Genomic DNA, 23899 nt, shown 5'->3' on the forward strand with positions numbered 1-23899 from the left:
CTCACGCCGATGTACGAACTCTTCCTGAGCGCCTTCATTACCCTCTTCGTGGTGATCGATCCGCCCGGCTGCGCGCCGATCTATGCGGGCCTCTCCGCCGACGCAAGCCGAAGACAGGCCGTGTCGATGGCGCTGCGAGCCTGCGTCATAGCGGCTGCGATTCTCGTCGTCTTCGCCCTGTTCGGCAAGACGTTGCTCGGCGCGTTGCATATCGAGTTGGATGCCTTCCGTATCGCAGGCGGCATCATGCTTTTCATGATCGCGATCGATATGGTGTTCGAGAAGCGCACCCAGCGGCGAGAGGAGCGCGCGGAGAAGATCATCGCGCACAACGCCGAGACGCCTGAAGTGGAAGACGTGTCCGTCTTCCCCATGGCCATGCCGATGCTGGCAGGGCCGGGCTCGATCGCGACGATGATGCTCCTCGCCAGCCGTGCGCATGAGACGCAGCAGATGGTTACGATCCTGGCGGCGATGTTAAGCGTCATGGCGCTCGCCTTTGCGGCACTGGCGGCGGCAGGCCCGCTTATGAAGGTGCTGGGCGACAAGGTGGAAGCCGTCATCACCCGGCTGTTGGGCGTACTGCTCGCCGCGCTTGCTGCCCAGTACGTGATCGACGGCATAAAGGCATCCCTGCTTTCCTGATGATCCCGGCGCCGCTTCTCACCGGCGCCGTCTATGCCTCCGCCGCCCTGGCCGAAATCGCCGGCTGCTTTGCATTCTGGGCCTGGCTGCGCCTGGGCAAACCCGTGTGGTGGCTTGTGCCGGGCGCGGCTTCGCTGGCGCTTTTCGCCTGGCTTCTGACGCTCGTCGACACTTCGCAGGCGGGCAGGGCCTATGCCGCCTACGGCGGCGTCTACATCACGTCGGCGCTCGTATGGCTATGGCTTGCCGAGGGCGTACGCCCGGACCGATGGGATCTGGCGGGCGCGGCCCTTTGCCTGATTGGCGCGGCGGTCATCCTGCTGGCACCGCACCGGGCCTGAGTCCTGCAATGATCGCTCCTGCGCGTTGCCGGGCGTCGCTCATGGTCTAGGGTGCGGCCGACGTGGGGAGGAGTGGCGATGGCCGGCAGTTTGAGCTTCAGCTACCTGTACGATTTCCGCAATCCGGAACCCTGGAGACGACCGTTCGAGGGTCTCTACGCCGAGACGCTGGACGTTGTCGCGGAAACGGAGGCGCTGGGCTTCGACGGAGCCTTCGTCCCGGAACACCATCTTGCCGATGACGGCTACATGCCGTCTCCGCTTGTCACCCTGGCTGCCATGGCCGCGCGGACAAGGCGGATGCGGCTGGGCACCGGGATCGCGCTTGCCCCCTTGTACGAGCCGCTGCGCTTCGCCGAAGATTGCGCCGTCCTCGACATCCTTTCGCAGGGGCGGTTGCAACTGGGCCTCGCCCTTGGCTACCGGCGCCGAGAATACGACGCGCACGGTCTGGATTTCAGCCGTCGCGGCGCTCGCTTCGATGCCTTTCTGGACATCGTTCGCCAATTGTGGGCAGGCGAAACCATCGATCGGGGGGGCCCCTTCTTCACCCTCTCCGGGGGGCGAGTAAGCCCCCGGTCGGGGCGCTCGCAAATACCGCTCTACATCGGCGGGTTCGCGCCCAAGGCGCTGGAACGCGTTGCCCGGTATGCCGATGGCTACTTTGGCAATATCGAGATGTGGCCCCTTTACCGGGAGAAGCTGGAGGCGGCCGGCAAGGATCCGGCGGCGGCGCGGATCTGGCTGCAGGGGCTGATGCTGGTCGTGGCGCACGACAAGGCCGCTGCGCTGGAGGAACTGGCTCCCTACTTCCACTACGTGAACAACAGCTACGGCGCCTGGATGAGCGAGGACAACGCGATCGGGATGGATGATCTGGCGATGGCGCCGATGAGCCTGGAGGCATTCAAACGCAGCGGCATCCTCCAGATCCTCACGCCCCAGGAGGCCGTCGCTCATTTCCGGCACCTTCAGGACAAGGCGCCGTTGGAGCAATTCACGATGATGAAGCCGCCCGGTCTTCCGGCGGAACGCTTCCTCGCCTATGCGAGCCTCTTCGCGCGGGACGTTCTCCCGCACTTCAAGTGAGGGTGGCTTGGGCGAGGGCGAGCGTAGGAGTGACGAGCGGCGGGGTGGCTCTCCGCAATCGGTAACGCGCGTCATCCGTCTGCTGGAAGCGCTGTGCGCCAGCAACGAGCCGGTTTCGCTGGCGGATCTCAGCCGCCGCCTCGCCACGCCGAAAAGCAGCCTGGCGGCGCTTCTGCGCGGGCTGGCTGACGAAGATCTGGTGCTCGGCGCGGAAGGTGCCTGGCGGCTCGGCCCCGGCGCTTTCGGGCTGGGCAGCGCGCTGATGGAAGCGCGGCGGCGGTTGCAGAGCTCCGACCTCGTTCGCGAGGGTATGCGCCGCCTTTCTGCCCGAAGCGGTGAGACGGTGCTGCTGGCGGTGGGGGACGATGAGGGGGATATGGTCACCTATGTGGACCTCGTCGAAAGCCGCAATGTGGTGCGCTATTCGGTTTCGGTGGGGGACCGGCGGCCGTTCTATGCCACCGCCAGCGGCAGGGCTCTGCTGGCGACATGCTCCCCTGCGGCGGTGGAGGCTTATCTCAAGCGCATCGTTCCGGCCCGCCTTTCGCCACGGACCGTGCTTGGCCGCGAAGCGCTGTCCGCAGCCGTCGAGCAGGCGCGGGCGGATGGCTATGCCCAGACCGTTGATCAGGCGGCGGAAGGGGTGACCGGCACCGCGGCGGTCGTGCGCGACGCGGCCGGGGGGCTCGTGGGCGCTCTCGTGATTGCCGCACCCACGGCGCGGGCGAGCGGGCGCCTCGATGAGCTTGCCCGCATGGTGCAGGAAGAAGCCGCGGCGATCTCGCGCAGCCTGGGCTTTCGATAGGTCCTCCCGGCACCCGTCCTCAAGTATCTGCACCTTTCACGGTCTTGTCGCCTGTTTGTCACCGCTCCGTCACAGAGGGGCGGCAAGAGTTCCCGCAGTCAGGAAAGCACCAGATGAAGGGCGGGCCGAGGGGCGATGCGGCGGATCGACATATTGCTTGCAAGCGAATTATCCGGCGGGCACGCGCCATTCCGTCATGGAGAGTTCGACGTCGCCTTCCATCCCTGGACCGACGTTGCCGAACTGCCGCTGATCGAAGGCGCGCTCTGGATCTTCATCGACTGGGTGTTGCCGGAAATGTCTGGCCTTGAGCTGTGCCGCCGGGTGCGGGCAGACAGCCTGACGTCTCATGCGCATGTAACGATGGTGCTGGAGGAGGATAATCTCGAGGATCGGAAGCGCGCGCTGCGGACAGGGGCGGACGATTACATGGTGGGTCCGCTGGCGCGGGGTGCCCTGCTCGACCGGGTCCTGGGCGCGCGACATGGGGAACAGGACAGCACCGGTATCCGCCTTCTCGCCCAGGGCGACCTGATGGTGGACGTGGCGGCGTTCCAGGCGCGCTTCAAGGGGAAGCCCATATCGCTGATGCCGAACGAGCTGCGGCTGTTGCGCTACTTCATCGAACATCCCGGCCGCGTCTTCAGCCGGGCGCAGCTTATCTCCGCTCTGGGCAAGCAGGAGCCGCCGGTGGACGAACGCACCGTCGATGTCTGGATCGGCCGGCTGCGGCGCGCGCTGCGCGGCGCGGGTGCCGGCAACCCACTGCGGACCGTACGGTCGCTGGGCTACGTCTTCGACAGCTTGTAAGCCGGGCCGTTACTGCAGGGTGGTGCCGCCCTCGTCGTCGTCTCCGGCGCGTCCGAAGAACTGCATGAGCTGCACCAGCAGTTCGCAGCGGGCGGAGAGACCGGGAGCTTCCAGCAGGGCCTGCCGGGCAGCGATGTCGAACGGCGCGATCTGCGAGACGCCATTGATGAGCGAGGTGTCGTCCAGACGGCCGACCTGCTCCCAGTCAACCACGTATCCCTGTGCCTTGGCGAACCGGCGGGCCTCCCGTTCGAAGCTGGCGCGTTCGATGGGCGCGAGCACTTCTTCCGGATCCTGAAGGAGTTCGGCCTCGACCTGTCGAAATGGAGTGGTCACGTCCAGTTCGCGCAGGATACGAAACCGCGTCTCTCCCTCGAGCATGATGTTGAAGCGCCCGTCCTCGAGTGCCTCCACATCGCCGATGCGCCCGAGGCAGCCGATGGAAAACAGCGGGGCGCCTTCGTTCGCGCGGCGCGGCTGGATCATTCCGATCCGGCGATCGCGGGCCAGAGCGTCGCTCACCATGGCGCGGTAGCGGGGCTCGAAGATGTGCAGCGGAAGCTGTAATCCGGGATAGAGCACCGCACCGGGCAGGGGGAAGATGGTGATCCGCGCCAACCGCGTCAGCCGAACAGCAGCGTGGAAAGCTTGCGCCGGGTCGCGGAAACCCAGGGATCCTCCAGGCCGATGGCCTCGAAGATCTGCAGGAGCTTGCCGCGTGCCGCGCCCTCGTTCCATTCGCGATCGGCGGCGATCATGCGCAGAAGCGTTTCAGCGGCAGCATCCCGTTCGCCCGCTGCGAAGGCTGCGCCGGCGAAGGCGAACTGCGCGTCCATGTCCGCTGGACGCTCGGCGGCGGCGGCACGCAGGGCGGCAAGTTCCCCATCCTCCGGCTTGTCCTTGGCAAGGGCGAGAGTGTTACGGGCGCGCTCCACGTGGGGATCGGTGGAAAGCGGTTCGCCCAGAGAATCCAGAACCTGCTCAGCCTCCTCGATCCGGCCGGCGGCAACGAAGGAGCGGACGAGGCCCGCGAGCACCTCGCCGTTGTCCGGCGCCAATTCCAGGATCTGCATGAAGATGCTTGCCGCCCGCTCGCCATCGTCCTGGGCAAGCGCTTCCTCGCCCATGGCGATAAGCGGCGCGAGGTCGGGCTGGTCTTCGCCAGCAGGCTGAACCGGAAGCTTCGCGAGGAGCTGGTCCAGCATTCCCTTCAGCTGCGATTCGGTCCGGGCGCTGGTCAGGTCCGCGACGGGCTGGCCCTGGAAGATCGCATAGACCGTGGGGATCGACTGTACTCGAAACTGCGCGGCAATGAACTGTTCTTCATCGACGTTCACCTTGGCAAGGAGCACGCCCTTGTCGGCGTATTCCGCCGCCACCTTTTCAAGAATGGGCGTGAGCGCCTTGCAGGGGCCGCACCATTCAGCCCAGAAATCAAGGATCACGAGCTGGGTCATCGAAGGCTCGGCCACCGCCTTGCGGAAACGGTCAACTGCCTTCTGCTCGTCGAGATTGAGACCCATGCTGGCCAAGATTCGTGCTCCGTTTCGTGAAATGTCGGTCATAGATTGGCTCTTCCGCACCGTTTGTGAAGGGCGAATGCGCCATTGTGGCCGGTTTCGCGGCTCAGTGAAAAAACTTTGCTTTTTCCGCTTGCGACGCCCCTGAACCGCTGCTAGTGGGCCGCCTCCACCCCGGACCCGCCGCTTAGGCAGCGGGCTTCGAAGCGCCAGAGCGGGCGTAGCTCAGGGGTAGAGCACAACCTTGCCAAGGTTGGGGTCGAGGGTTCGAATCCCTTCGCCCGCTCCAGTTTCCTTTCATCGCGAACATATTTCCCCTTCGGGGTCAGCGCGTGGTTTTCCGGCGCACGATGAGGGTAAGTTCGATTTGAAACATTCACATTCCGCCGCGATAGTCGCGCGCATGCAGAACCTCTTCCGAATCCTGTTCTGGCTGGCGCTTGTCCTGGCCGTCACGATGGCCGTGCTCCCGCATCCGCCAACCCTGCCGGGTGCGCCTAGCGACAAGCTGCAGCACATGATGGCCTTCGCCACGCTCGCGGTGCTGGCCGTGCTCGGTCATCCGCGCGTGCCCAAGCTGGTTATCGCTCTCGCCCTTGTCGCCCTGGGAGGCGCGATCGAGGTCGTGCAGATGATTCCCTCTCTCAATCGCGATGCGGAGATGGCGGATCTGGTGGCAGACGGCTTTGCCGTGCTGGTCATGTTGGGCGGTGTCACCTTGATTCTCGGAATACGCAGGTCTCGCTGAAGTTTTTGTGAAAGCGCCTCTTGCAGAGGGTGAGAACCGCTGCTAGTGGCCCCTCCACCCGATCGGAAGGCGCTTTCGCCGCCGATCCACCAAACGCCAGAGCGGGCGTAGCTCAGGGGTAGAGCACAACCTTGCCAAGGTTGGGGTCGAGGGTTCGAATCCCTTCGCCCGCTCCAGTTTGCCTTACAACCGACATCTATAAACACGCCACCTGCCCATTTTTCAGATGGTGCGTTGCGCTTCGCGGGTCGCTCTCAAGTGGCTGCCGGACGGGACGAAGTCCGCGCCCGGCCGGCTGGTGCAGCTCAGTCGCCTGCCACCGTCATGCCATCGATGCGAAGGGTGGGCACGTTGACCGCGCGATGCCATTCAAGGTCGTTGGCAGGCGTCAGCTCGCGGAACATGCGCAGCAGGTTGCCCGCGATGGTGAATTCGGCGATCGGGCCGGCCAGTTCTCCATCTGCGATACGGAAACCGGCGGCACCCCGGCTGTAGTCGCCGGTCACGCCATTGACGCCCTGTCCGATCAGTTCCGTGACGTAGACGCCGTCAGCGATGCCGGCCATCAGTTCGGCAGGCGTCGCGGTCCCCGCCGCAAGGTGGACGTTGCCGGCGGAAATGCCTGGCGCACCGCCTCCATTGCGGGCGGCATGGCCAGTGGGCGCAAGGTTGAGCTGGCGGGCGGAGGCAGAATCAAGGAGCCAGCCGGTCAGGCGGCCATCCTCGATGATGTTGCGCGCGCTCGTCGCCAGGCCTTCGCCATCGAAGGGCCGGGAGCGCAGGCCGCGCGGCATGTGCGGATCATCCACGACCAGCACGCCCGGCGCGAAGATCTGCTCATCCAGCTTGTCGAGCAGGAAGCTGGAGCGCCGCGCGATGGCATTGCCCGTGATCGCGCCGAGCAGGTGCCCGACGATGGAGCCGGAGACGCGCGGGTCGAAGATGACCGGCAGGACGCCGCCCTTCATCTTGCCCGATCCCAGTTTCGCCACCGCTCGTTCCCCTGCGAGGCGGCCGATGTCGGCGGGCGAGGGCAGGTCCGCGTAGTGGTGCGCGCTCCGCCATGCGTTGTCGCGCTGCTTTTCCGCACCGTCACCGCTGACGACCGATGTGCTGAGGGAGTGGCTTGTCGAACCGTAGGCGCCCGCGAAGCCATGGCTGGTCGCAAGCGCGAAGACCCCGTGTCCGAAGCTTGCTGTGGCGCCGTCCGAGTTAGTGATGCCTTTCAAGGCGCGCGCCGAATCCTCGGCTTCCAGCGCGGCCTCTCGCAGCGCCTCGGGGGAGGGTTCGTGCGTATCGATGAGGTCGAGATGGGGGAAAGGGCCGCGGGTGAGGCGGTCCTGCGGAGCAAGGCCGGCGAATGCATCCTCCGGCGCAGCGCGGGCCATGTCGATGGCCCGTGCGGCCAGTTCGTCCAGGGCGGCGGGGGAGAGGTCCGAAGATCCGATGCTGGCAGAGCGCTGACCGATGAACACCCGCAGTGCGATATGTTCGCTCTCCGACCGCTCCACGTCCTCCAGCTTGCCGAGCCTTACCTGGATGCCTTCCGAGGAGCTTGCGCCATATACGGCGTCGGCAGCTTCGGCTCCGGCCCTGCGCGCGCGCTCGACGAGATCGAAAGCCCGATCCTTTGCCTGATCCGGACTGAGCATGCCTGTGAACTCCCGATGATGCGTGTCTTGCGCGTTGCCCTAGTCGCCGTGCCGGCGAAGGGCAAACGGGAGTTTGGAGCGGCGCGGCGCTTCAGGCGAAGGCGAGGGAGAGCCCCTTGAAGATGGCGGTGAGGGCAAAGGGAAGGCCGATCGCCAGAAGCCAGAGCGCAAGCCGGTCGCGCTTGTAGAAGGGCGCAAGCGCGGGGTCATGCGCTCCTTCGTCGTCCAGCTGCTTCCAGCGGGCCTCGAAGCGGCGGCAGGCCGGGATGATGGCCATGACCAGAACCACAAGCGCGAAGTAGGGCAGCAGCGATCCGCCATGGGTCTTGAGCGCGCTTATGGTGACGAAGATCTGGAGGGCGGTGTAAGTGAGCAGCGCGTAGGCGATGTTGTCGCTCATCTTGCGCCGCCAGTCTCCCGTGGGCGCAACCTGCTCTTCCGGGGAGAACGTCGGCGCGGCGCGGGCGCTGGAACCTCGCACCTCCTGGTGCGCTGGGGGGTGTGAAAGGCGGTTCATGAGGGCGGTTCTCCTCGTCGCTGCGACTGTTCCAGTACATCACTGAAAGGCCTTTATGACAAGTTCAGTTCCAATGGCCCTTCGCGCTGGCGGCACGCGCCCGGTCGCCTGCGCGGTCATGCACGAAACCTGCCAGGGGCCTGACGGTATTGCAAATGCCGTCTTGCCGCGCGCTGCCTCCCTGCGGTAAGCCCCGCGCGATGACGGCCGATATCTCGCAGGACCCCACCGCCACCGGCTCGACCGGGGCTATCGCTTCCGCGCTCCTGGCGCAAAACGGCGGGCTTGAGGTAATCTCGATTGCCAAGAGCTACGACAAGCGCGCGGTCCTCACTGACATTTCGCTTTCCGTGGCGAAGGGTGAAGTGCTCGGCCTGCTGGGGCCTAACGGCGCGGGCAAGACGACCTGCTTCTATTCGATCATGGGCCTGGTGCGGCCGGACTCGGGCCGCATCCTGATGGACGGCGTCGACGTCACGCGGCTGCCGATGTATCGGCGCGCGATCCTGGGCCTTGGCTATCTGCCGCAGGAAACCTCGATCTTTCGCGGGATGACGGTCGAGCAGAACATCGGCGCGGTGCTCGAACTGAACGAGCCGGACAAGCACGTGCGGGCGGCCGAACTGGACCGGCTGCTGGACGAATTCGGCCTGACACGGCTGCGCTCCAGCCCGGCGATGGCCCTTTCCGGCGGTGAGCGCCGTCGCTGCGAGATTGCGCGCGCGCTGGCGGCCAAGCCTTCGATCATGCTGCTCGACGAACCTTTCGCCGGCATCGATCCGCTTTCGATCTCCGACATCCGGGATCTCGTGAGGGATCTTAAGACGCGCGGCATCGGCGTGCTCATCACCGATCACAACGTGCGCGAGACACTCGACATCGTCGATCGCGCCTGCATCATCTACGGCGGCCAGGTGCTGTTCGCCGGTAGCCCGGAAGCGCTTGTGGCGGACGAGAACGTGCGACGGCTCTATCTGGGTGAGGGTTTCACCCTGTGAATCTGGAAGGCCCTTCGGCAGGCTGGGAACGGACGGGGGCCGATGCGTGTCATCCCGCTTCGCGTGATCCGGGCCTGACGAGGGATCGGTTCATCCCGGACTGCTGAGGGATGGCTCTGGGGCCACGCCTGGATCTCAGGCAAAGCCAGTCGCTGGTGATGACGCCGCAGCTCCAGCAGGCGATCAAGCTGCTGGCGCTGTCAAACCTCGAAGTCGAAGCGTTCATTGGTGAGGCGCTCGACGGCAATCCGCTGCTTGACGTGGCTGCAGGGGGAGCATCCACCGATGCGGTGGATGTGGCGTCCGATCTTCGCAGCACCGCTCTTGAAACCTCCGGAGTCGATCGCCTGATCGGCGAAGGACGCGCCGCTGACGACCGCCCCCTCGACATCGACGCCTCCGCGCTGGACCATGACCGCGACACCGGTGACGGTGCTGCACGCGGGGACGCCAGTTGGGGCAGTGACATTGGGCTCGGGGGAGAGGACACGCCGGGGTTTGAGGAAAGAGCGGTCCAGGGCGGCACTCTGGCCGAACATCTCGAGGCGCAGATCGGCGCGGTGTGTGGCGACCGACGGGTGGAAGACGTGGCCCGCTACATCATCGGCCAGTTGGATGAAGCCGGCTACCTGTGCGCCAGCGTGCGGGAACTGGCTGGAGATCTTGGCATCGACGAGAGCGGCGTCGAGGAGGCGCTGCAGCTTGTACAGTCGCTCGATCCTACGGGCATCGGCGCGCGTGACCTGTCCGAATGCATCGCGCTTCAGGCGCGTGAGGCGGATCGCTACGATCCCCTGATGGCGAAGCTGATCGACAACCTCGACCTGCTGGCACGGGGCGACCTGACACGGTTGAAGCGCATCTGCCGGGTCGATGACGAGGACTTCGCTGACATGCTGGCCGAACTGCGCGGCTACGATCCGAAGCCGGGCCTGCGCTTCGGCGGCGAGCCGGGCGCTGCCATCACGCCGGATATCCTCGTGACGGCCCGCGCCGATGGCGGCTGGGACATCGCATTGAACCAGGCTACGCTGCCGCGCCTCGTCGTCAATCGCGGCTATTACGTCGAACTCAGGGGTGAGTGCGACGACAAGGCTGCTCGGGCCTGGCTGTCCGAGAAGCTGGCGGATGCCAATTGGCTGATCAAGGCGCTGGACCAGCGGCAGAAGACGATCCTCAAGGTGGCGGCTGAACTGGTCAAGCAGCAGGAGGGCTTCTTCCGCAAGGGAGTGTCGCACCTGCGTCCCCTGACGCTGCGCTCGGTTGCCGAAGCCATCGGAATGCACGAATCGACAGTGAGCCGCGTGACTTCGAACAAGTTCCTCATGTGTCCGCGCGGCACCTTCGAGCTGAAGTTCTTCTTCAGCTCCGGCGTCGGATCTGCGGAGGGGGAGGGGGGCGCTTCGGCAGAAGCGGTCAAGGCGGCGATCCGGCAACTCATCGATGCCGAGGATCCCAAGGCGATTCTTTCGGACGATGCTCTTGTGGAACTGTTAAAGAACAAGGGCTTCGAGCTCGCCCGCCGGACGGTAGCCAAGTACCGTGAGGCAATCGGTCTTGGAAGTTCGGTGCAGCGGCGCCGTCAGAAGGCGCTCGCCAGCGTGCGGTAGCTCTTCCCCGTGTTGCAATGCAGCGCGAACTTAGGAAGGCAATGATAAACAAGCTGCGAATAAAAGGTTGTCGCGCTTAGTAAATAGTCATTTCCAAGCAGCGATCTTGTGTTATCTTGCCGTCCATAAAGGGCGCTTGACTTGCGGTAAGCTGCTAGATCGGGCCCCAAAAAAATGGAGAGGATGCCCATGTCTTTTGTCGATGGGAGTTCCGGGAGTAAACGCAAGGCGTTGACCGGTGCAGCGGTTGCCGTTGTTCAAGGTGCCTTGGCGGTGGCGATTGTAAACGGGCTGGCTGTCACATTCTTCGAGACCGAAAAACCAAGAAACCTGCCTAGCCAGTTCTTCCCCACTGCGCCCGTCACGCCGCCAGTCGAACCGACACGGGAACCGGAAGCGCAGTCTGTGGTGCCGGTCACGACGCCGGTTATCCCCAAGCCGCGCATAGACCTCGTGCCTGAACTTCCGCAGGACGGTGTCATCATCGATCCGCTTCCGACCACTGCACTGAGCGAGATCAGTCGCGAACCCGCGACGCCCGCGGTGGCCACGAGCGAGCCTGCGTCCCGCTTTGTCGCCGCTAAGGCACGGCCGCGCGGGGACGTTGCACGCTGGGTGACGACGGAAGACTATCCCACTGCAGACGTGCGGGCAGGCAATACCGGCACGGTCGGTTTCCGACTGTCGATCGACGTCACCGGACGCGTGCGGGATTGCAGCATCACGCGAACAAGTGGTCATCCCGGGCTTGATGCCGCTACGTGCCGCCATGTCACGCGGCGCGCGCGCTTCGAACCGGCCACCGACACTGCGGGCCTGCGCGTAACCGGGGTTTACGACGGAAGCATTCGCTGGGTTATTCCAGTCGACTGACGCACTTGGCGGCCTTCGGGCTGCCCGGCCGGGTCGCGGTCCGTTCCGCCAACCAGTGGACCGCCCCGGCCGCCCCCATAACTGACCGCATCCGCAGAAATGGGGATGCGACTGTCCTTCCCGGCCTGCCCCCCAAAGACATGGCCGGGAAGGGCTTTCTTCTTGAAGGCGGGCAGATTTTGCACGCGGCTCGGGAACCTGATCCGCCTGCCCGGGTTCTACTATCGTGTCCCCAATACAGGGCGGTCCGCAAGCGGGCCGCCCTTTTTGGTCAGAGCAGGGGCAACTGGCCACTTGCCTCCGATGCGGTGTCATTTGGCCGCTGTTCCAAGCCGGAAAGTGTCAGTCCCATCAGCCGGACGGGCTGCGGCAGAGGCAACTGGTCCTGCAACAACGCGTGACCGAGGGTGGCGAATTCGTGCTTGTCCGTGACAGGGTGCGAAAGCGACCGGGCGCGGGTGAGAGTCTGGAAATCCGCATAGCGCAATTTCAAGGTGATCGTTCGGCCACGCGCGCCGGACCGCTCGATCCGCTCCCAGACGACATCGACGATGTGGTCCATGGTCTCCCGCAGAGCCCCGGGATCGACGATGTTCTCTCCGAAGGTGCGCTCGCCGCCGACGGATTTGCGCGGGCGGTCGGCGCGGACCTGTCGCAGGTCGACGCCGCGTGCCGCGCGGAACAGGTACTCTGCCAAGCTGCCGAAATGGGTCCGCAGGAAGGCGAGGTCCCTCGCGGCAAGGTCCGCACCGGTCTCGATGCCGAGTCGGGCCATCTTCTCCGCGCCGCGTGGCCCGACGCCGTGGAAGCGCCGAACCGGCAGGCCGGCCACGAAGGCTGCACCTTCACCCGGTCGGATCACGCAGAGGCCGTCCGGCTTGTTCTGGTCGCTTGCGAGCTTGGCGAGGAACTTGTTGTACGACACGCCGGCGCTGGCAGTCAGCCGGGTGTCCGCCTTGATCCGATGCCGGATTTCCTTGGCGATGCGAGTGGCCGAGCCGATCCCCTTCAGGTCGGCAGTGACATCCAGATAGGCTTCATCCAGCGACAGCGGCTCCACGTGCGGCGTGTAGTCGAGGAAGATGGCGCGGATTTGCTGGCTCACCTCGCGGTAGACGTCGAACCGGGGCTTGCGGAAGATGAGGTCCGGACAGAGCCTGAGGGCCCGCACCGAGGGCATGGCGGAGCGAACGCCGAAGCGCCGCGCCTCGTAGCTGGCGGCCGCCACCACCCCGCGCCCCGACGTGCCGCCGACCGCAACCGGTAACCCCCGCAGGGAGGGATCGTCTCGCTGCTCGACGCTGGCGTAGAAGGCGTCCATGTCGACATGGATGATCTTGCGCAGGCCATCGGCCTCTTCGTCCTCAGCCGGCCCGGAACGGTGATCATGCTGCGGTGACATGCGGATTTCTATAAAGCCGTTGATGATATTTCCGCCACCCGGTTCGTGTTTTAGCTGGAACCGGGGGTGCATCTGCGGCATTCGCTTGCCCATGAAGTCCCCAACCATGCGTGATCAGAACTTTCCCATGGGGGAGTTCGAGTTTGTGGCCATGATGGCTGCCTTTCAGGCGCTGCAGGCCCTGGCGATCGACGTGATGCTTCCGGCGCTCGGCACGATCAGCGCGGACCTTCAGGTGGCGGATCCCAACCAGCGGCAGCTCATCGTCGGCGTCTTCCTGATCTGCTCGGGTCTGGGGTCGTTGTTCCCGGGAGCCATCGCTGACCGCTTCGGCAGGCGCCCCGTCGTGCTGGCGGCGATCACGACCTACGTTGTCCTTTCGCTGGTGTGTGCCTTTGCCGCCAGCTTCGAGCTCCTGCTGATTGCGCGTGGGGTAATGGGATTCGTCACATCCGCCATGGTCGTCATGCCCATGACCATCCTTCGCGACCGGTTCGAGGGGGATCGGATGGCGCGCAGCCAGTCGATGATAGCCATGACGTTCATGGTAGTGCCCATGATCGCACCGATGCTGGGTCAGTCGGTGCTGCTCTTTGCGGGGTGGCGCTGGATCTTCGGGATCATGGGCGCGATTGCCGGTGTGATCTTCGTGTGGGCCTGGGTCCGGCTTCCCGAAACCCTCCATGAGGACTATCGCCAGCCGGTCCGCGCCAAGGTCATCGCAGGAAACATGGCCGTGGCGCTCAAGGAGCGCGCTGCCATCGGCTACTTCCTCGGCGCCGCGCTGGTTCAGGGCGCGCTGTTCGGCTACATCAACAGCGCACAACAGCTTCTGGGCGAGCATTTCGGAGCCGGGACCATGTTCCCGCTGCTGTTCGGCGGCATGGCGCTGGTCATGGCCTCCACCAATTTCGCCAACGCCCGCATCGTCGAGCGCTTCGGCGCCCGCCGCGTGTCTCACGCCGCCCTTTTGGGCTACATCGTCATCGGCGCCGTCCACTTCCTGCTGGCGCTGCGTGGCGAGGGCTTGTGGACGTTCCTGCCGCTCATGACCTTGTCGATGTGTATGATGAGCTTCATCGGCTCCAACTTCCAGTCGATCTCGCTTCAGCCGTTCGCCCGCATCGCAGGGGCGGCTGCCTCGGTCATGGCGTTCGTTCGGATGGTGCTGGGGGCGACGCTCGGCGCCTTGATCGGTCAGGCTTACGACGGGACCGCGCGCCCGATCATGGCGGCCATGGTCATCTGCGGCACGGGCGCGTTGGCGCTCGTGCTCTATTCGGAGCGGGGACGGCTGTTCCGCCGGATCAACCCGCCCGAATACTATCGCAAGGCGCCCCCGCCCGTCGGGCAGTAAGGCGCCTTGCAGCGAAGAACTAGACTCGGCGGCCGCGGAAGAGCTGGACGAGACCGACGATGATGGCCAGCACCAGCAGCACGTGAATGACGGCGCTGGAGACATTGAAGACCACCAGACCCAGCAGCCAGAGCACGAAGAGTATGGCAGCAATGGTGAACAGCATGGGCGCTTCTCCTGAGATTTGTTTCAGGAGAAACACCTGCCGCTGACACAGGCTCCCACTTTTATTTCGGCATTGTAAGCGGGATGTCTCAGCGCGCCATGGCCGCAAGTTCGCGCCGCGATGGCGTCGGCTTGCCGGCAGCATGGGGAGGGCGGCGGGCCTCGGCAAAAGCTGTGCCGATCAGGCGCAGTTTTTGCCATCGGCTGGTGCTCACCCGGTGATCCCAGGCGTGAGCACCAAGGCGTTCGACCTCCCGCGCGATGCCGCCGTAGATGCCAGCGGCGGCGAGCACCGCCCAGCGCTGGCGGAACATCAGGCGGCTCGTACCGAACCGCGCGGAGACTTCGTACTCGCGCGCCAGTGCGCAAGCGCGGGCGACCAGCGGGACCAGCGCATGGCGGTAGTGCGGCTTCGTTACCTCACCCGGCGGAATATCGGCTTCCGCCAGCCACTCCATCGGGAGATAGCAGCGGCCATTGGCGTCATCCTCCGACACGTCGCGCACGATGTTGGCCAGCTGAAAGGCGAGGCCGAGGTCGCAGGCGCGGTCGAGCGTGTCGTCATCGTCGGCCGCTACGCCCATGACGGCGGCCATCATGACGCCCACGGCCCCGGCGACGTGGAAGCAGTAGCGCAGCATGTCAGCTTCGGTGCGCGGGCGCCAGTCCGCTGCGTCGAGGGCGAAACCGGCGAGTACGTCATCCACCATGGCGCGGCTGATGGGCGTTTCGCGCATGAGCTGCCCCAGGGCGTCGAAGGCGGCATGGCCGGTATTCTCCCCCGCCACCGCGAGGTCGGTCAGGCTGCGGATCGTGGCGAGCCGCGCTTCCGGGCGAAGGCTACGGCCATGATCTCCGAGCGAGGCGCCGCCGTGGTCCTGATCGTCCGCGATGTCGTCGCAGGCGCGGCACCAGGCGTAAAGCAGCCAGACTCTCTCGCGCGTGGTGCGATCGAAAAGGCGGCTGGCGGCGGCAAAGCTGCGAGAGCCCTTGCGAATGGAATCGTGCGCCGCGATGACGAGCGCGGCGCGGTTCCGTTCGGCCTTCGTCATGCCCCGATAGGCTCCGCTATTATCGCGGACGCTGTTCCCTGGGGAACCCTGTCGAAGCGCATGAGGATCACAGCGTGTGCGGGTCCATGCTGACGATCGGCACGATCGGTTCGTAGGCGCGCATGCGCTTCAGCAAGGGATCGAGCTCGGTTTCCGCCATGATGATGCCTTGGTGGGCGGGGCGGACGAAGCCGACTTCGGCCATGTGGCGGTTGAACTGCAGCAGCCCGTCGTAGAACCCGAAAGCATTCAGGATGCCCACCGGCTTGCTGTGGTAGCCCAGCTGAGACCAGCTCACCGCTTCCCACAGCTCGTCCATGGTGCCGACGCCGCCGGGCAGGACAAGGAAGCCGTCCGACAGGTCGGTGAAGGCGGCCTTGCGTTCGTGCATGGTCTTCACGATCGTCAATTCGCAGTCGTAGTTGGCCACTTCGCCGCCGCGACCGTTGCCGCCTACAAGGGCTTCGGGGATCACGCCGATGCATTCGCCACCGGCGGCCAGGGCGGCTCCGGCTACGGCGCCCATGAGGCCGAGGCGACCACCGCCGTAGACGACGCCGATGCCCTGGCGGGCAAGGGCAGTGCCGACATTCGCGGCAAGCTGGACGTAGCGGGGATCGGCGGGAGTGGCGGAGCCGCAATAGACGGCGAGACGCTTCATGTCAGTCAACTACCTTGATGTTCACCAGCGCGCCTTCGGGAAGGTCACGCGTTTGCCGGGCGATCTCGCCCGTGATCTGGATGAGGCGGACAAAGTCGATCCGCACCAGGTTCTCCTCGCGGTAATCACCGGCGACGAGGGCCTGTGGCGTGAGGCTGTAGACTTCGCCCAATGCGGGTGGCCCTAGCCGCTTTGCCGCCGCATCGACAAGAGCATCCGCGCGCCAGATGGCGATTGTTTCAGCCCGATCCATGTGCGCCCGTGCCGCGTCCTCGTTTCCGAGTGCGGTGACCTCGCCAAGATCGGGGTCGACGTAGTGATAGGTGCCTGCTTCATCCACGACCAGCATGTGCCCCATCAGGCTGTGCGCGATCACCTCCGCAAAGGCCACACCCGTCCACGCCCAGGCGGCGTTGAGGGCGATGACCTCCCGGGTCACCGCAGATCCTCCAGCATGAGCCGAGCGGTCGCCTTGGCGCTGCCGACGACGCCGGGAATGCCTGCGCCGGGGTGAGTGCCGGCGCCCACAAGGTAGAAGTTCCTCAGCTTGTCGTCGCGGTTGTGCCCGCGGAAGAAGGCGCTCTGCGTCAGGATTGGCTCAAGGCTGAACGCATTGCCGTTCCACGCGCCAAGGTCTTCCACGAAGTTGGGCGGTGCGTAATGGAAGCGGGTGACGATCCGATCCTCGATATCGGGGATCAGGCGGCGGCCCACTTCGGCGATGACCCGCTGTTCGAGGATCGGCCCGACTTCGCCCCAGTCGATCGGGAGCTTGCCCATGTGCGCGACCGGAATAAGCGCATAAAACGTGCTCTTGCCCGCGGGCGCCATTGAGGGGTCGGTGACGGTCGGATGGTGCAGGTAGATCGAGAAGTCGCGCGGCAGCACGCCGTTCTCGAAGATGTCGTCAAGCAGACCCTTGTAGCGCGGGCCGAACAGGATGGTGTGATGGGGAATGCCGGGCCAGGTGCCCTCCACCCCGAAGTGAACCACGAAGAGGCTCGGCGAAAAGCGCTTCTTCGTCAGACGCTTCGCCATCTGCTGCCCCCGCGGCGTGTCGCGGAGCAGTGTGCCGTAGGTGTGCATGAGGTCGCCGTTGGAGGCGACCGCGTCGAACCGGTCGCGCCAGCCGCTTTCGCACTCAACCTCGGTGACCTGGTCGCCAATCGTGTGGATCTGCCGGACCTTGTCCCCGACGCGCAGCGTGCCGCCCAGCCGTTCGAACAGCGCGGCCATGCCCTGCGCCAGCTTGTTTGTGCCGCCTTTGGTCCACCACACGCCGCCGTCCTTCTCCAGCTTGTGGATCAGGGCGTAGATCGCGCTTGTCGTCATCGGATTGCCGCCGACGAGCAGCGTGTGGAAGGACAGCGCCTCGCGCAGATGCTCGTTCTTCACGAAGTGCGAAACCATCGAGTAGACCGACCGCCAGGCCTGATAGCGGGCGAGGGCGGGCGCGGCCTTCAGCATGCTTGAGAAGTCCAGGAACGCCTCATGCCCCAGCTTGACGTACCCCTCCTGCCAGACGCCAGCGGAATACCGTTCGAACTCCTCGTAACCCTCGATGTCGCCCGGGGCCACGCGAGCGATCTCCCGGCGCAGCGCGCCTTCGTCGTTCGAGTAGTCGAAGGTGACGCCGTCCGTCCAATTGAGGCGGTAGAAGGGCGACACCGGCATCAGCGTCACGTCGGCGGCCATGTCGCTGCCGGACAGCGCCCAGAGCTCGCGCAGGCATTCGGGATCGGTGACCACAGTCGGTCCCGCATCGAAGGTAAAGCCCTCCCGCTCCCAGACGTAGGCGCGGCCGCCCACCTTGTCCCGCGCCTCGACGAGGGTGGTGGCGATGCCTGCGCTCTGCAGGCGGATGGCGAGAGAGAGGCCGCCGAAGCCGGCACCGATGACGCAGGCCTTCTTCACGAGAGGCCCCCCAGGTCGGCCAGCGGGCGTCCACGACCCGTCAGGCTGGCGAGGGCCGCGCCGATCGGCACAGGCGGCTTGCCCGCCAGGATGCGGGCCATGTCTCGGGTGGTGGAACGGCTTGCGTAGAACCGTTCGATAAGACCCTCCGGCAAAGTGTAGAAGCGGGCGAGCATGCGCCAGCGCTCCGGCCCTTCGGCCGCTCCGAATAGCATACGGCTCAACATTCGATAAAAGCGCCTTTCGCGCCAGTGCTGGATAGCACGGTCATGACTTGCCCTAGATAGGGCCGCTGCAGAGAGATTGTCGAGGCCGCTTACCAGCAGCGCGAAGCGCACCGCATCGGGGATCGAGTAGGACGTGAGCGGATGAAGGAGCCCCGCCCGTGTCCCTGCGCGGGGAAGGTCGCCGCCCGCAGTCCAGAAAGCGCCGAAATCCCCGTCTGCGACGACGGGCAGGACGCCTTTTTCCTCGTAAGCGACCTGTTCGACCGCCCAGCCCGAAGTAGCGGCATATTCTGCGATGCGACCGCGCAGGACGGGCAGGTCCAGATCGGGCGTATCGGAGTAGTACGTGTCCTCGACGAAGATTTCGGTTTCGGAGAACGGCAGGCAATAGACGAAGCGGTAGCCGTCGAGCTGGGCGACGGTCGCGTCCATCACCACCGGGCGCGACAGGCCGTGCGGGGCGGACAGGCGCAGCGTCTGGCCGAGAAACTTCTGCCAGCCCCCGCGCATGTGTGGCAGGCCTCGGCTCCCGCGCGCGTCGATGACGGCTCCGGCTTGAAAATGGCGGCCGTCGGCCAGCGTGACCCCGCCTGAATCCGCCGCCTTGACCTCCACGCCGGTGACGATCCGCTCAGCCGGCAGCGCGGCGCGCACCGCTTTGTCCAGCATCGGGCCGGTGGCGCTTCGGTAAGGCGTGGAAAGATCCCGCCGATTGCCGGGGAAACGCACCTGATACCCGTCCCAGCGTGCCGCCACCATGGGCGCCACAAGGGCTTCGCCGCCCTCGGGCAAGTCACTGGCGAAGAACGACCAGACATGATCGCCGCCAAGCCTTTCACCCTGCTCGAAAATCTTGACGCGAACGTCGGGTCGGCGGGCCGCGAGGGCGAGGGCGATCAGTCCTCCGGCAAGTCCACCGCCGAGGATTGCAAGGTCACACGAGGCATCGTTGCCGGAAAATCGGTCCATCGTCGCGCTGTTTAGGCACTGCGAACGATTGCTGCAACTTGGCAGTCCCGGCGCTTTGCTGCATGTTCCTGATGATGACCGGGCAATTGACCATCTGCGACGCCACGTCGGGGGACGTGGCAGCACTCGCGGAAATCTTCGCGCACTACGTGGAGGAAAGCACTGCGACCTTCGAAACCAAAGCGCCTGACGCCGCCGAGATGGCGCGCCGGAGGGTGGATCTGGTCGACGGCGGCTACCCGTTCCTCGTAACCCGGGGTGCGAACGGGCGCGTCCTCGCCTTCGGGTTTGCGCAGCGTTACGGGCCTCGGGCCGGGTACCGGTACAGTGTGGAGACGACGATCTATGTCCGCCACGACTGCCTTGGCCGCGGCATCGGCAGCGCCTTGCTTCAAGCCTTGCTGACCGAATGCGAGCGGCGTGGTTTCCGGCAGGCCTTCGCCGTGATCGCGGCTTCGGAGCCCGCCTCTGTCGTCCTTCATGCGCGCGCAGGATTTCTGCCGGTCGGTACGCTGGCGGCAGCGGGGTGGAAGCACGGGCAGTGGATAGACGTGTTCCTGATGCAGCGCCGGCTCGGCGAAGGCAACGACACTCCGCCGGACGGCGCGCCCGTTATAGCCGTTACCGCGCGCTGAAATATTTTCTGCGCGCTGACGTATACGTCGCAGGGCTTACGCAACCGTGGGGGCGCGAATGCGTTGCCCTGTCAAATAATCAGGGGATCTTCATGCTTTCACGTCTAGCACCCAGCCTCCTCGCGGTTTGCGCTGCGCTGCTGTCGATGCCGCTTGCCGCTCAGGAGGCGCCCGAGGAGAACGTTCTCGATGGCGACCATCTGACTGTCGGCGTTGGCGCAATCTATCTGCCAAGCTACCGCGGTTCTGACGATTATCGCGTGCAGCCGGTTCCTTTGGTGCGGGGGCGTTTCAAGGGCATCGACATCAACCCCCGCCCGGCCGGCGTGGCGCTGGACTTCATTCCGGACGATCGCGATTCCGGCTTCGGTTTTTCGCTTGGCCCCGTCGGCACGGTCGCATCGAACCGGAACGGCGGCATCAAGGACGATGTCGTGCGCGCCGCTGGGAAGCTGGACGTTGCCATCGAACTGGGCGCTTCGGCCGGCGTGACCAAGTACAAGCTGCTTCACGAGTACGACTCCCTTACCCTGTCGACGGATGTGAAGTGGGACGTGAACGGCGCCTACAAGGGCATGACCTGGTCACCCGCGATCAGCTACGCCACGCCGCTCAGCCCCGCGCTCTTTGCGGTCCTCGCCATCAGCGCGCGTCATGTGGACGACGATTTCGCCCGCTACTACTACTCGGTGACCCCGGGGCAAAGCGCGGCAAGCGGCCTTCCGGTCTACAACGCCAAGGGTGGATGGGACAGCGCCAACGTTTCGCTGCTGACCGCCTACGACCTTTCGGGCGACGTGCGGGACGGCGGGTTCTCGCTGTTCGGCGTGGCGAACTACTCGCGCATGCTGAACGACGGCAAAGACACGCCGTTCACGTCGCTGCGCGGCAGCGCGAACCAGTGGCTTGTCGGGGCGGGCGTCGCGTACACGTTCTAAGCGCTCCGGGGTCAAATCTGTGGCGGCCGGGGTACGGCTCGTGCATGATCGCGGGAGACAGGGCAGACGAGTACAGGAGACCTGATGGAGCATGACAGCACGCCGCGCCGGGAACGTTCGCCCGGCATGAAACTGCTGTTCGTGGGGCTGGTCGCCCTCGTCCTGATGGTTCCGCTGCTGCTGGTCTACGCGCTCGTCTACGATCGGCAGGACCAGTCGCGCACGGCGCAGAATGCCATCAACGCCGGATGGGGCGGCCCGCAGATCCTGTCCGGCCCGGTCCTCGTGGTGCCCTTTCGTACCACGCAGACTCAGAACGAGACGGTGGATGGAAAACCGATCACCCGCGTCGCCGAGGTGGAGAAGCTGCTCTACATCTCTCCCGACAGCAATCGGGTGAAGACCCGCGTGGACCCGCAGGAGCGGCAGAAATCGATCTACCGGTCGGTTCTCTTCACTGCCAGGGTTGATGGCAAGGCGACCTTCACCCTTCCCGCCGACCTTGCGCGCTTCGGCGTCACGCGGGAGCGGCTGATCTGGGAGCGCGCGGAGGTGCGCGTCGGAACCTCGGATGCGCGCGGCCTTACCGCCGGCGGATCGCTCACCGCCAACGGTCGCCCGCTTGAAGTGCAGCCCGGCAAGGGCCCCGCCGCGTCGGGCGCGCAAGGCTTCTTCGCGTTCCTGCCCTGGGACGGTGCCGGCACGCTTCGCATCGGATATGCGCTGGAAGTGCGCGGCAGCGGCGGGATCAGCCTTGTCCCTCGCGGCGGGCAGACGCAGTGGGAGGTCACCTCCAGCTGGCCGAGCCCGAGCTTCTCCGGCTCGTTCCTGCCGGACCGGCCGCGAGTTTCCGATGCGGGGTTTTCCGCGCGTTATCGGATCGACAAGCTCGCTCTGGGCCAACCGCCCGTGGCGATGGAAGATGTTGGCTTCCCGGTGCGCGGGAACGACGGCGTACAGATTGAGCTGACGGACACGCGCAGCGCCGCGTCAGGCGGGATGGCTTCCGGCGGTGCGCCCGAAGTCATCGGCGCTCCGGGGCGGGTGGTGAACGTCGATCTCGTCGAGCCGGTCAACCTCTATTCCAAGGTGGATCGTTCCGTGAAGTACGGGTTCCTGTTCATCGGCTTCACTTTCCTCGCCTTCTTCCTGTTCGACGTGGTGGGCGGTGCGCGCGTGGCGCCGGTGGAGTATCTTCTCACGGGCGCGGCGCTGGTGCTGTTCTTCGCACTGCTGCTGGCTTTCGCCGAAGTGATCGGCTTCACGCTCGCGTACATCCTCGCAAGCGCAGCGGTGATCGGGCTTCTCACCGCATACAGTGCCGCTGTGCTGAAAAGCTGGAAGCGAGGCCGCTTCATCGGCGCGCTGCTGGTCGGGCTCTACGCGCTGCTTTTCGTCCTCCTCAATCTTGAAGCGTGGTCGCTTCTGATCGGTTCGGTGCTGCTGTTCGTCGCACTCGCAGGCGTGATGTACGCGACGCGGCAGGTGGACTGGGTTTCAGTCGGGCGGCCCCGCACAGCCGCACCTTCGGCCTAATCCGTGCCGAGGACCTGCGCAACACGGCGGCGCAGGTCGGGCAGGACGTCCGCTTCGAACCAGGGATGCTTCGCCATCCAGATCCGGCTGCGCCACGCCGGATGGGGAAGCGGGAACAGGCCTTCAGGCGCCGCGCGCCACTGGCGCACCGCTTCGGTCAGGTTGGGCGCGAAGCCACGCGGGAGGTAGCGCTTCTGGGCATACTGGCCGACCAGCAGGGTCAGCCCTATGTTCGGCATCTGCGCGAGGAGGGCTGCGTGCCAGCGCGGCGCGCATTCGGGGCGGGGCGGCTTGTCTCCGCCGCTGGCCTTGCCGGGATAGCAGAAGCCGGAAGGCATCTGCGCCACCTTGGACGTGTCGTAGAACGTCGCCTTATCCATCCCCAGCCAGTCCCGAAGCCGGTCGCCGCTGTCGTCGTTCCAGCCGATGCCGCTGGCGTGGACCTTGCTGCCGGGCGCCTGCCCGATGATGAGGAGCCGCGCGGCGGGGCTGGCGGCAACGAAGGGACGAGGCTCGAAGCCGAGCGCGTTCTGACACAGGCGGCAGGAGCGGATCTCGCCGAGCAGGCTGTCGAGAGAGGTAGCCATCGCACGCGAGATGGGTCGCGCCCCGGCCTTTGGCAACTGTCAGCCTTTTGGCGAAGGTCAGCTGCGCAGAGTCATGAGCGAGGACGAATAGGGCGCCACCAGACCCTTCGCCCTGTCCCAGGCGCCGCGCAGCCAGATTTCCTGCGCTGCTGGATCGGGGGGCAGGATCACCGGCATCGTGTCTCGGCCTTCCGCTTTGAGCGCGGCGTTTGCCGGGCAGGAGAGGAGGGCGAAGGAAGGAATCTCGCTGTCCTTCCACACGGCTGCCATGGCGAAGACCGGCTGATCGGTGCAGGCAAACCAGCATTGCCGCCGCTTGCCGTCAGCCGGCGAAGGGCGGCCCCATTCCATGAAGGCGGTTGCGGGGACGAGGCAGCGGAATTCGCTGTTGCGCAAGTTGCCGATCCAGAACGGACTGTCGAGGTTGCGCACCGTCAGTATGCCGCGTTGTTCCAGCACCGAGGGTGGCGGTGGCACACCCCATAGGCGCGGGATCATCCGGCGCGGCGTGCGCTCGCGGGGCCTTGGCCCGGCCACGGCCTCGCGCCCGGCGGTGATGACCGGCGCGAACTGGCCCGGTGCGGCGTGCCCGCCCGACCATGGATCGTTACCGGCCTCGGCTCCGAAAAGGCGGGCAACGGCCTGAGCGGCGCCGTCCAGGCGATAGAGCATCGGCATTGCCTATGCCCCTAGACCGCGCCTTCGCCGCCGTCTATCTTCCACGTCGTCCCCGGGGAGCCAGCGAGTGGCTGAGAGTTGTGGGTATGCTCCACAAGACCCGTCGAACCTGAACCCGTTAGTACGGGCGGAGGAAGTGGAGCGTCGGGTCGAAGTCCGTCCATGGCCCG

The 23899-nt window shown here is 65.6% G+C and carries 26 protein-coding genes, 2 tRNA genes and 1 riboswitch; of the genes, 15 read left to right on the plus strand and 13 right to left on the minus strand.

The window, feature by feature from the left end; genetic code table 11:
- The first annotated feature begins 9 nt into the window (after window positions 1-9).
- The 5 genes from C2R25_RS01650 (at window position 10) to C2R25_RS01670 (ending at window position 3690) form a co-directional block, all read left to right on the plus strand.
- Window positions 10-645 (plus strand): MarC family protein, encoded by a 636-nt coding sequence (locus C2R25_RS01650; RefSeq protein WP_103727567.1) that lies wholly within the window; start codon window positions 10-12, stop codon window positions 643-645.
- Complete coding sequence (locus C2R25_RS01655) at window positions 645-986, plus strand: YnfA family protein (protein ID WP_103727568.1); 342 nt, start codon at window positions 645-647, stop codon at window positions 984-986. Before C2R25_RS01650 ends, C2R25_RS01655 begins: the two co-directional genes overlap by 1 nt.
- A gap of 78 nt (window positions 987-1064) precedes the next feature.
- Window positions 1065-2075, plus strand: coding sequence for an LLM class flavin-dependent oxidoreductase (locus C2R25_RS01660; protein ID WP_103727569.1), 1011 nt, complete (start codon window positions 1065-1067; stop codon window positions 2073-2075).
- Between the two features lie 7 nt (window positions 2076-2082).
- Window positions 2083-2880 (plus strand): IclR family transcriptional regulator, encoded by a 798-nt coding sequence (locus C2R25_RS01665; protein WP_103727570.1) that lies wholly within the window; start codon window positions 2083-2085, stop codon window positions 2878-2880.
- Window positions 2881-3015: 135 nt separating this feature from the next.
- Window positions 3016-3690: a response regulator transcription factor gene (locus C2R25_RS01670; RefSeq protein WP_103727571.1), complete on the plus strand. Its 675-nt coding sequence runs from the start codon at window positions 3016-3018 to the stop codon at window positions 3688-3690.
- 9 nt (window positions 3691-3699) lie between these two features.
- On the opposite strand, the gene C2R25_RS01675 is transcribed toward C2R25_RS01670, so the two are convergent.
- On the minus strand, window positions 3700-4308 hold the full coding sequence (locus C2R25_RS01675; protein ID WP_103727572.1) for an LON peptidase substrate-binding domain-containing protein: 609 nt from the start codon (window positions 4306-4308) through the stop codon (window positions 3700-3702).
- A gap of 5 nt (window positions 4309-4313) precedes the next feature.
- Window positions 4314-5213 (minus strand): tetratricopeptide repeat protein, encoded by a 900-nt coding sequence (locus tag C2R25_RS01680; protein WP_103727625.1) that lies wholly within the window; start codon window positions 5211-5213, stop codon window positions 4314-4316.
- A 211-nt stretch (window positions 5214-5424) separates the two neighbouring features.
- On the opposite strand from C2R25_RS01680, the gene C2R25_RS01685 reads away from it, so the two are divergent.
- The 3 genes from C2R25_RS01685 to C2R25_RS01695 all read left to right on the plus strand — a co-directional run bounded on the left by C2R25_RS01685 (window position 5425) and on the right by C2R25_RS01695 (window position 6134).
- Window positions 5425-5499, plus strand: a tRNA-Gly gene (locus C2R25_RS01685).
- A 114-nt stretch (window positions 5500-5613) separates the two neighbouring features.
- The gene (locus C2R25_RS01690; protein ID WP_103727573.1) at window positions 5614-5958 is read left to right on the plus strand and encodes a hypothetical protein; all 345 of its coding nucleotides are present in this window, start codon (window positions 5614-5616) and stop codon (window positions 5956-5958) included.
- Between the two features lie 101 nt (window positions 5959-6059).
- Window positions 6060-6134: transfer RNA gene (locus tag C2R25_RS01695), tRNA-Gly, on the plus strand.
- 129 nt (window positions 6135-6263) lie between these two features.
- Here C2R25_RS01695 and C2R25_RS01700 read toward each other — a convergent pair.
- Window positions 6264-7610, minus strand: a complete 1347-nt coding sequence (locus C2R25_RS01700) for a TldD/PmbA family protein (protein ID WP_103727574.1) — start codon at window positions 7608-7610, stop codon at window positions 6264-6266.
- A gap of 91 nt (window positions 7611-7701) precedes the next feature.
- Complete coding sequence (locus tag C2R25_RS01705; RefSeq protein WP_103727575.1) at window positions 7702-8127, minus strand: hypothetical protein; 426 nt, start codon at window positions 8125-8127, stop codon at window positions 7702-7704.
- A 200-nt stretch (window positions 8128-8327) separates the two neighbouring features.
- Between C2R25_RS01705 and lptB the strand changes: the two genes are divergently transcribed.
- The 3 genes from lptB to C2R25_RS01720 all read left to right on the plus strand — a co-directional run bounded on the left by lptB (window position 8328) and on the right by C2R25_RS01720 (window position 11608).
- A complete protein-coding gene (lptB, locus tag C2R25_RS01710) occupies window positions 8328-9125 on the plus strand; it encodes an LPS export ABC transporter ATP-binding protein (protein ID WP_103727576.1) in 798 nt (265 codons plus the stop codon).
- A 110-nt stretch (window positions 9126-9235) separates the two neighbouring features.
- A complete protein-coding gene (gene rpoN / locus C2R25_RS01715) occupies window positions 9236-10735 on the plus strand; it encodes an RNA polymerase factor sigma-54 (RefSeq protein WP_103727577.1) in 1500 nt (499 codons plus the stop codon).
- A 273-nt stretch (window positions 10736-11008) separates the two neighbouring features.
- Window positions 11009-11608: an energy transducer TonB gene (locus C2R25_RS01720; protein ID WP_233203710.1), complete on the plus strand. Its 600-nt coding sequence runs from the start codon at window positions 11009-11011 to the stop codon at window positions 11606-11608.
- 271 nt (window positions 11609-11879) lie between these two features.
- On the opposite strand, the gene dinB is transcribed toward C2R25_RS01720, so the two are convergent.
- A complete protein-coding gene (gene dinB / locus C2R25_RS01725; RefSeq protein WP_103727626.1) occupies window positions 11880-13010 on the minus strand; it encodes a DNA polymerase IV in 1131 nt (376 codons plus the stop codon).
- A gap of 106 nt (window positions 13011-13116) precedes the next feature.
- On the opposite strand from dinB, the gene C2R25_RS01730 reads away from it, so the two are divergent.
- Window positions 13117-14367, plus strand: a complete 1251-nt coding sequence (locus C2R25_RS01730) for a multidrug effflux MFS transporter (protein WP_233203711.1) — start codon at window positions 13117-13119, stop codon at window positions 14365-14367.
- A 19-nt stretch (window positions 14368-14386) separates the two neighbouring features.
- On the opposite strand, the gene C2R25_RS01735 is transcribed toward C2R25_RS01730, so the two are convergent.
- The 6 genes from C2R25_RS01735 to crtY all read right to left on the minus strand — a co-directional run bounded on the left by C2R25_RS01735 (window position 14387) and on the right by crtY (window position 19355).
- Window positions 14387-14533 (minus strand): lmo0937 family membrane protein, encoded by a 147-nt coding sequence (locus C2R25_RS01735; RefSeq protein WP_103727580.1) that lies wholly within the window; start codon window positions 14531-14533, stop codon window positions 14387-14389.
- Between the two features lie 88 nt (window positions 14534-14621).
- A complete protein-coding gene (locus C2R25_RS01740) occupies window positions 14622-15584 on the minus strand; it encodes a phytoene/squalene synthase family protein (RefSeq protein WP_103727581.1) in 963 nt (320 codons plus the stop codon).
- 67 nt (window positions 15585-15651) lie between these two features.
- A complete protein-coding gene (locus C2R25_RS01745) occupies window positions 15652-16245 on the minus strand; it encodes a TIGR00730 family Rossman fold protein (protein ID WP_103727582.1) in 594 nt (197 codons plus the stop codon).
- A 1-nt stretch (window position 16246) separates the two neighbouring features.
- Window positions 16247-16684 carry a hypothetical protein gene (locus C2R25_RS01750; RefSeq protein ID WP_103727583.1) on the minus strand — a complete coding sequence of 146 codons (438 nt, stop codon included), beginning with the start codon at window positions 16682-16684 and terminating at the stop codon, window positions 16247-16249.
- Window positions 16681-18159, minus strand: coding sequence for a phytoene desaturase (locus C2R25_RS01755; protein WP_103727584.1), 1479 nt, complete (start codon window positions 18157-18159; stop codon window positions 16681-16683). The genes C2R25_RS01750 and C2R25_RS01755 overlap by 4 nt, the downstream gene beginning before the upstream one ends.
- Window positions 18156-19355 carry a lycopene beta-cyclase CrtY gene (gene crtY, locus C2R25_RS01760; RefSeq protein ID WP_103727585.1) on the minus strand — a complete coding sequence of 400 codons (1200 nt, stop codon included), beginning with the start codon at window positions 19353-19355 and terminating at the stop codon, window positions 18156-18158. Before crtY ends, C2R25_RS01755 begins: the two co-directional genes overlap by 4 nt.
- A 74-nt stretch (window positions 19356-19429) precedes the next feature.
- On the opposite strand from crtY, the gene C2R25_RS01765 reads away from it, so the two are divergent.
- The 3 genes from C2R25_RS01765 (at window position 19430) to creD (ending at window position 22464) form a co-directional block, all read left to right on the plus strand.
- Window positions 19430-19990: a GNAT family N-acetyltransferase gene (locus C2R25_RS01765; protein WP_103727627.1), complete on the plus strand. Its 561-nt coding sequence runs from the start codon at window positions 19430-19432 to the stop codon at window positions 19988-19990.
- A 92-nt stretch (window positions 19991-20082) separates the two neighbouring features.
- Window positions 20083-20928 carry a MipA/OmpV family protein gene (locus C2R25_RS01770; protein ID WP_233203712.1) on the plus strand — a complete coding sequence of 282 codons (846 nt, stop codon included), beginning with the start codon at window positions 20083-20085 and terminating at the stop codon, window positions 20926-20928.
- Window positions 20929-21012: 84 nt separating this feature from the next.
- Window positions 21013-22464 (plus strand): cell envelope integrity protein CreD, encoded by a 1452-nt coding sequence (gene creD, locus C2R25_RS01775; RefSeq protein WP_103727587.1) that lies wholly within the window; start codon window positions 21013-21015, stop codon window positions 22462-22464.
- Here creD and C2R25_RS01780 read toward each other — a convergent pair.
- Together C2R25_RS01780 and C2R25_RS01785 are read right to left on the minus strand one after the other, a co-directional pair.
- Window positions 22461-23051: a uracil-DNA glycosylase family protein gene (locus C2R25_RS01780; RefSeq protein WP_103727588.1), complete on the minus strand. Its 591-nt coding sequence runs from the start codon at window positions 23049-23051 to the stop codon at window positions 22461-22463. The genes creD and C2R25_RS01780 overlap by 4 nt on opposite strands.
- Before the next feature lie 57 nt (window positions 23052-23108).
- Window positions 23109-23729 (minus strand): SOS response-associated peptidase family protein, encoded by a 621-nt coding sequence (locus C2R25_RS01785; RefSeq protein ID WP_103727589.1) that lies wholly within the window; start codon window positions 23727-23729, stop codon window positions 23109-23111.
- A gap of 43 nt (window positions 23730-23772) precedes the next feature.
- A riboswitch (TPP riboswitch) is annotated at window positions 23773-23883 on the plus strand.
- Window positions 23884-23899: the final 16 nt, after the last annotated feature.

Source organism: Novosphingobium sp. HII-3 (assembly GCF_002916655.1).
In the GTDB taxonomy this organism is placed as follows: Bacteria; Pseudomonadota; Alphaproteobacteria; order Sphingomonadales; family Sphingomonadaceae; genus Novosphingobium; species Novosphingobium panipatense.

What these genes read in the sequence shown, in the direction of transcription:
- C2R25_RS01650 (WP_103727567.1), top strand. Translation starts at nt 10, where the DNA reads ATGTACGAACTCTTCCTGAGCGCCTTCATTACCCTCTTCGTGGTGATC.
- C2R25_RS01655 (WP_103727568.1), top strand. Translation starts at nt 645, where the DNA reads ATGATCCCGGCGCCGCTTCTCACCGGCGCCGTCTATGCCTCCGCCGCC.
- C2R25_RS01660 (WP_103727569.1), top strand. Translation starts at nt 1,065, where the DNA reads ATGGCCGGCAGTTTGAGCTTCAGCTACCTGTACGATTTCCGCAATCCG.
- C2R25_RS01670 (WP_103727571.1), top strand. Translation starts at nt 3,016, where the DNA reads ATGCGGCGGATCGACATATTGCTTGCAAGCGAATTATCCGGCGGGCAC.
- C2R25_RS01680 (WP_103727625.1), bottom strand. Translation starts at nt 5,213, where the DNA reads ATGGGTCTCAATCTCGACGAGCAGAAGGCAGTTGACCGTTTCCGCAAG.
- C2R25_RS01690 (WP_103727573.1), top strand. Translation starts at nt 5,614, where the DNA reads ATGCAGAACCTCTTCCGAATCCTGTTCTGGCTGGCGCTTGTCCTGGCC.
- C2R25_RS01700 (WP_103727574.1), bottom strand. Translation starts at nt 7,610, where the DNA reads ATGCTCAGTCCGGATCAGGCAAAGGATCGGGCTTTCGATCTCGTCGAG.
- C2R25_RS01705 (WP_103727575.1), bottom strand. Translation starts at nt 8,127, where the DNA reads ATGAACCGCCTTTCACACCCCCCAGCGCACCAGGAGGTGCGAGGTTCC.
- lptB (WP_103727576.1), top strand. Translation starts at nt 8,328, where the DNA reads ATGACGGCCGATATCTCGCAGGACCCCACCGCCACCGGCTCGACCGGG.
- rpoN (WP_103727577.1), top strand. Translation starts at nt 9,236, where the DNA reads ATGGCTCTGGGGCCACGCCTGGATCTCAGGCAAAGCCAGTCGCTGGTG.
- dinB (WP_103727626.1), bottom strand. Translation starts at nt 13,010, where the DNA reads ATGTCACCGCAGCATGATCACCGTTCCGGGCCGGCTGAGGACGAAGAG.
- C2R25_RS01730 (WP_233203711.1), top strand. Translation starts at nt 13,117, where the DNA reads ATGCGTGATCAGAACTTTCCCATGGGGGAGTTCGAGTTTGTGGCCATG.
- C2R25_RS01735 (WP_103727580.1), bottom strand. Translation starts at nt 14,533, where the DNA reads ATGCTGTTCACCATTGCTGCCATACTCTTCGTGCTCTGGCTGCTGGGT.
- C2R25_RS01740 (WP_103727581.1), bottom strand. Translation starts at nt 15,584, where the DNA reads ATGACGAAGGCCGAACGGAACCGCGCCGCGCTCGTCATCGCGGCGCAC.
- C2R25_RS01745 (WP_103727582.1), bottom strand. Translation starts at nt 16,245, where the DNA reads ATGAAGCGTCTCGCCGTCTATTGCGGCTCCGCCACTCCCGCCGATCCC.
- crtY (WP_103727585.1), bottom strand. Translation starts at nt 19,355, where the DNA reads ATGGACCGATTTTCCGGCAACGATGCCTCGTGTGACCTTGCAATCCTC.
- C2R25_RS01765 (WP_103727627.1), top strand. Translation starts at nt 19,430, where the DNA reads ATGACCGGGCAATTGACCATCTGCGACGCCACGTCGGGGGACGTGGCA.
- C2R25_RS01770 (WP_233203712.1), top strand. Translation starts at nt 20,083, where the DNA reads ATGCTTTCACGTCTAGCACCCAGCCTCCTCGCGGTTTGCGCTGCGCTG.
- creD (WP_103727587.1), top strand. Translation starts at nt 21,013, where the DNA reads ATGGAGCATGACAGCACGCCGCGCCGGGAACGTTCGCCCGGCATGAAA.
- C2R25_RS01780 (WP_103727588.1), bottom strand. Translation starts at nt 23,051, where the DNA reads ATGGCTACCTCTCTCGACAGCCTGCTCGGCGAGATCCGCTCCTGCCGC.
- C2R25_RS01785 (WP_103727589.1), bottom strand. Translation starts at nt 23,729, where the DNA reads ATGCCGATGCTCTATCGCCTGGACGGCGCCGCTCAGGCCGTTGCCCGC.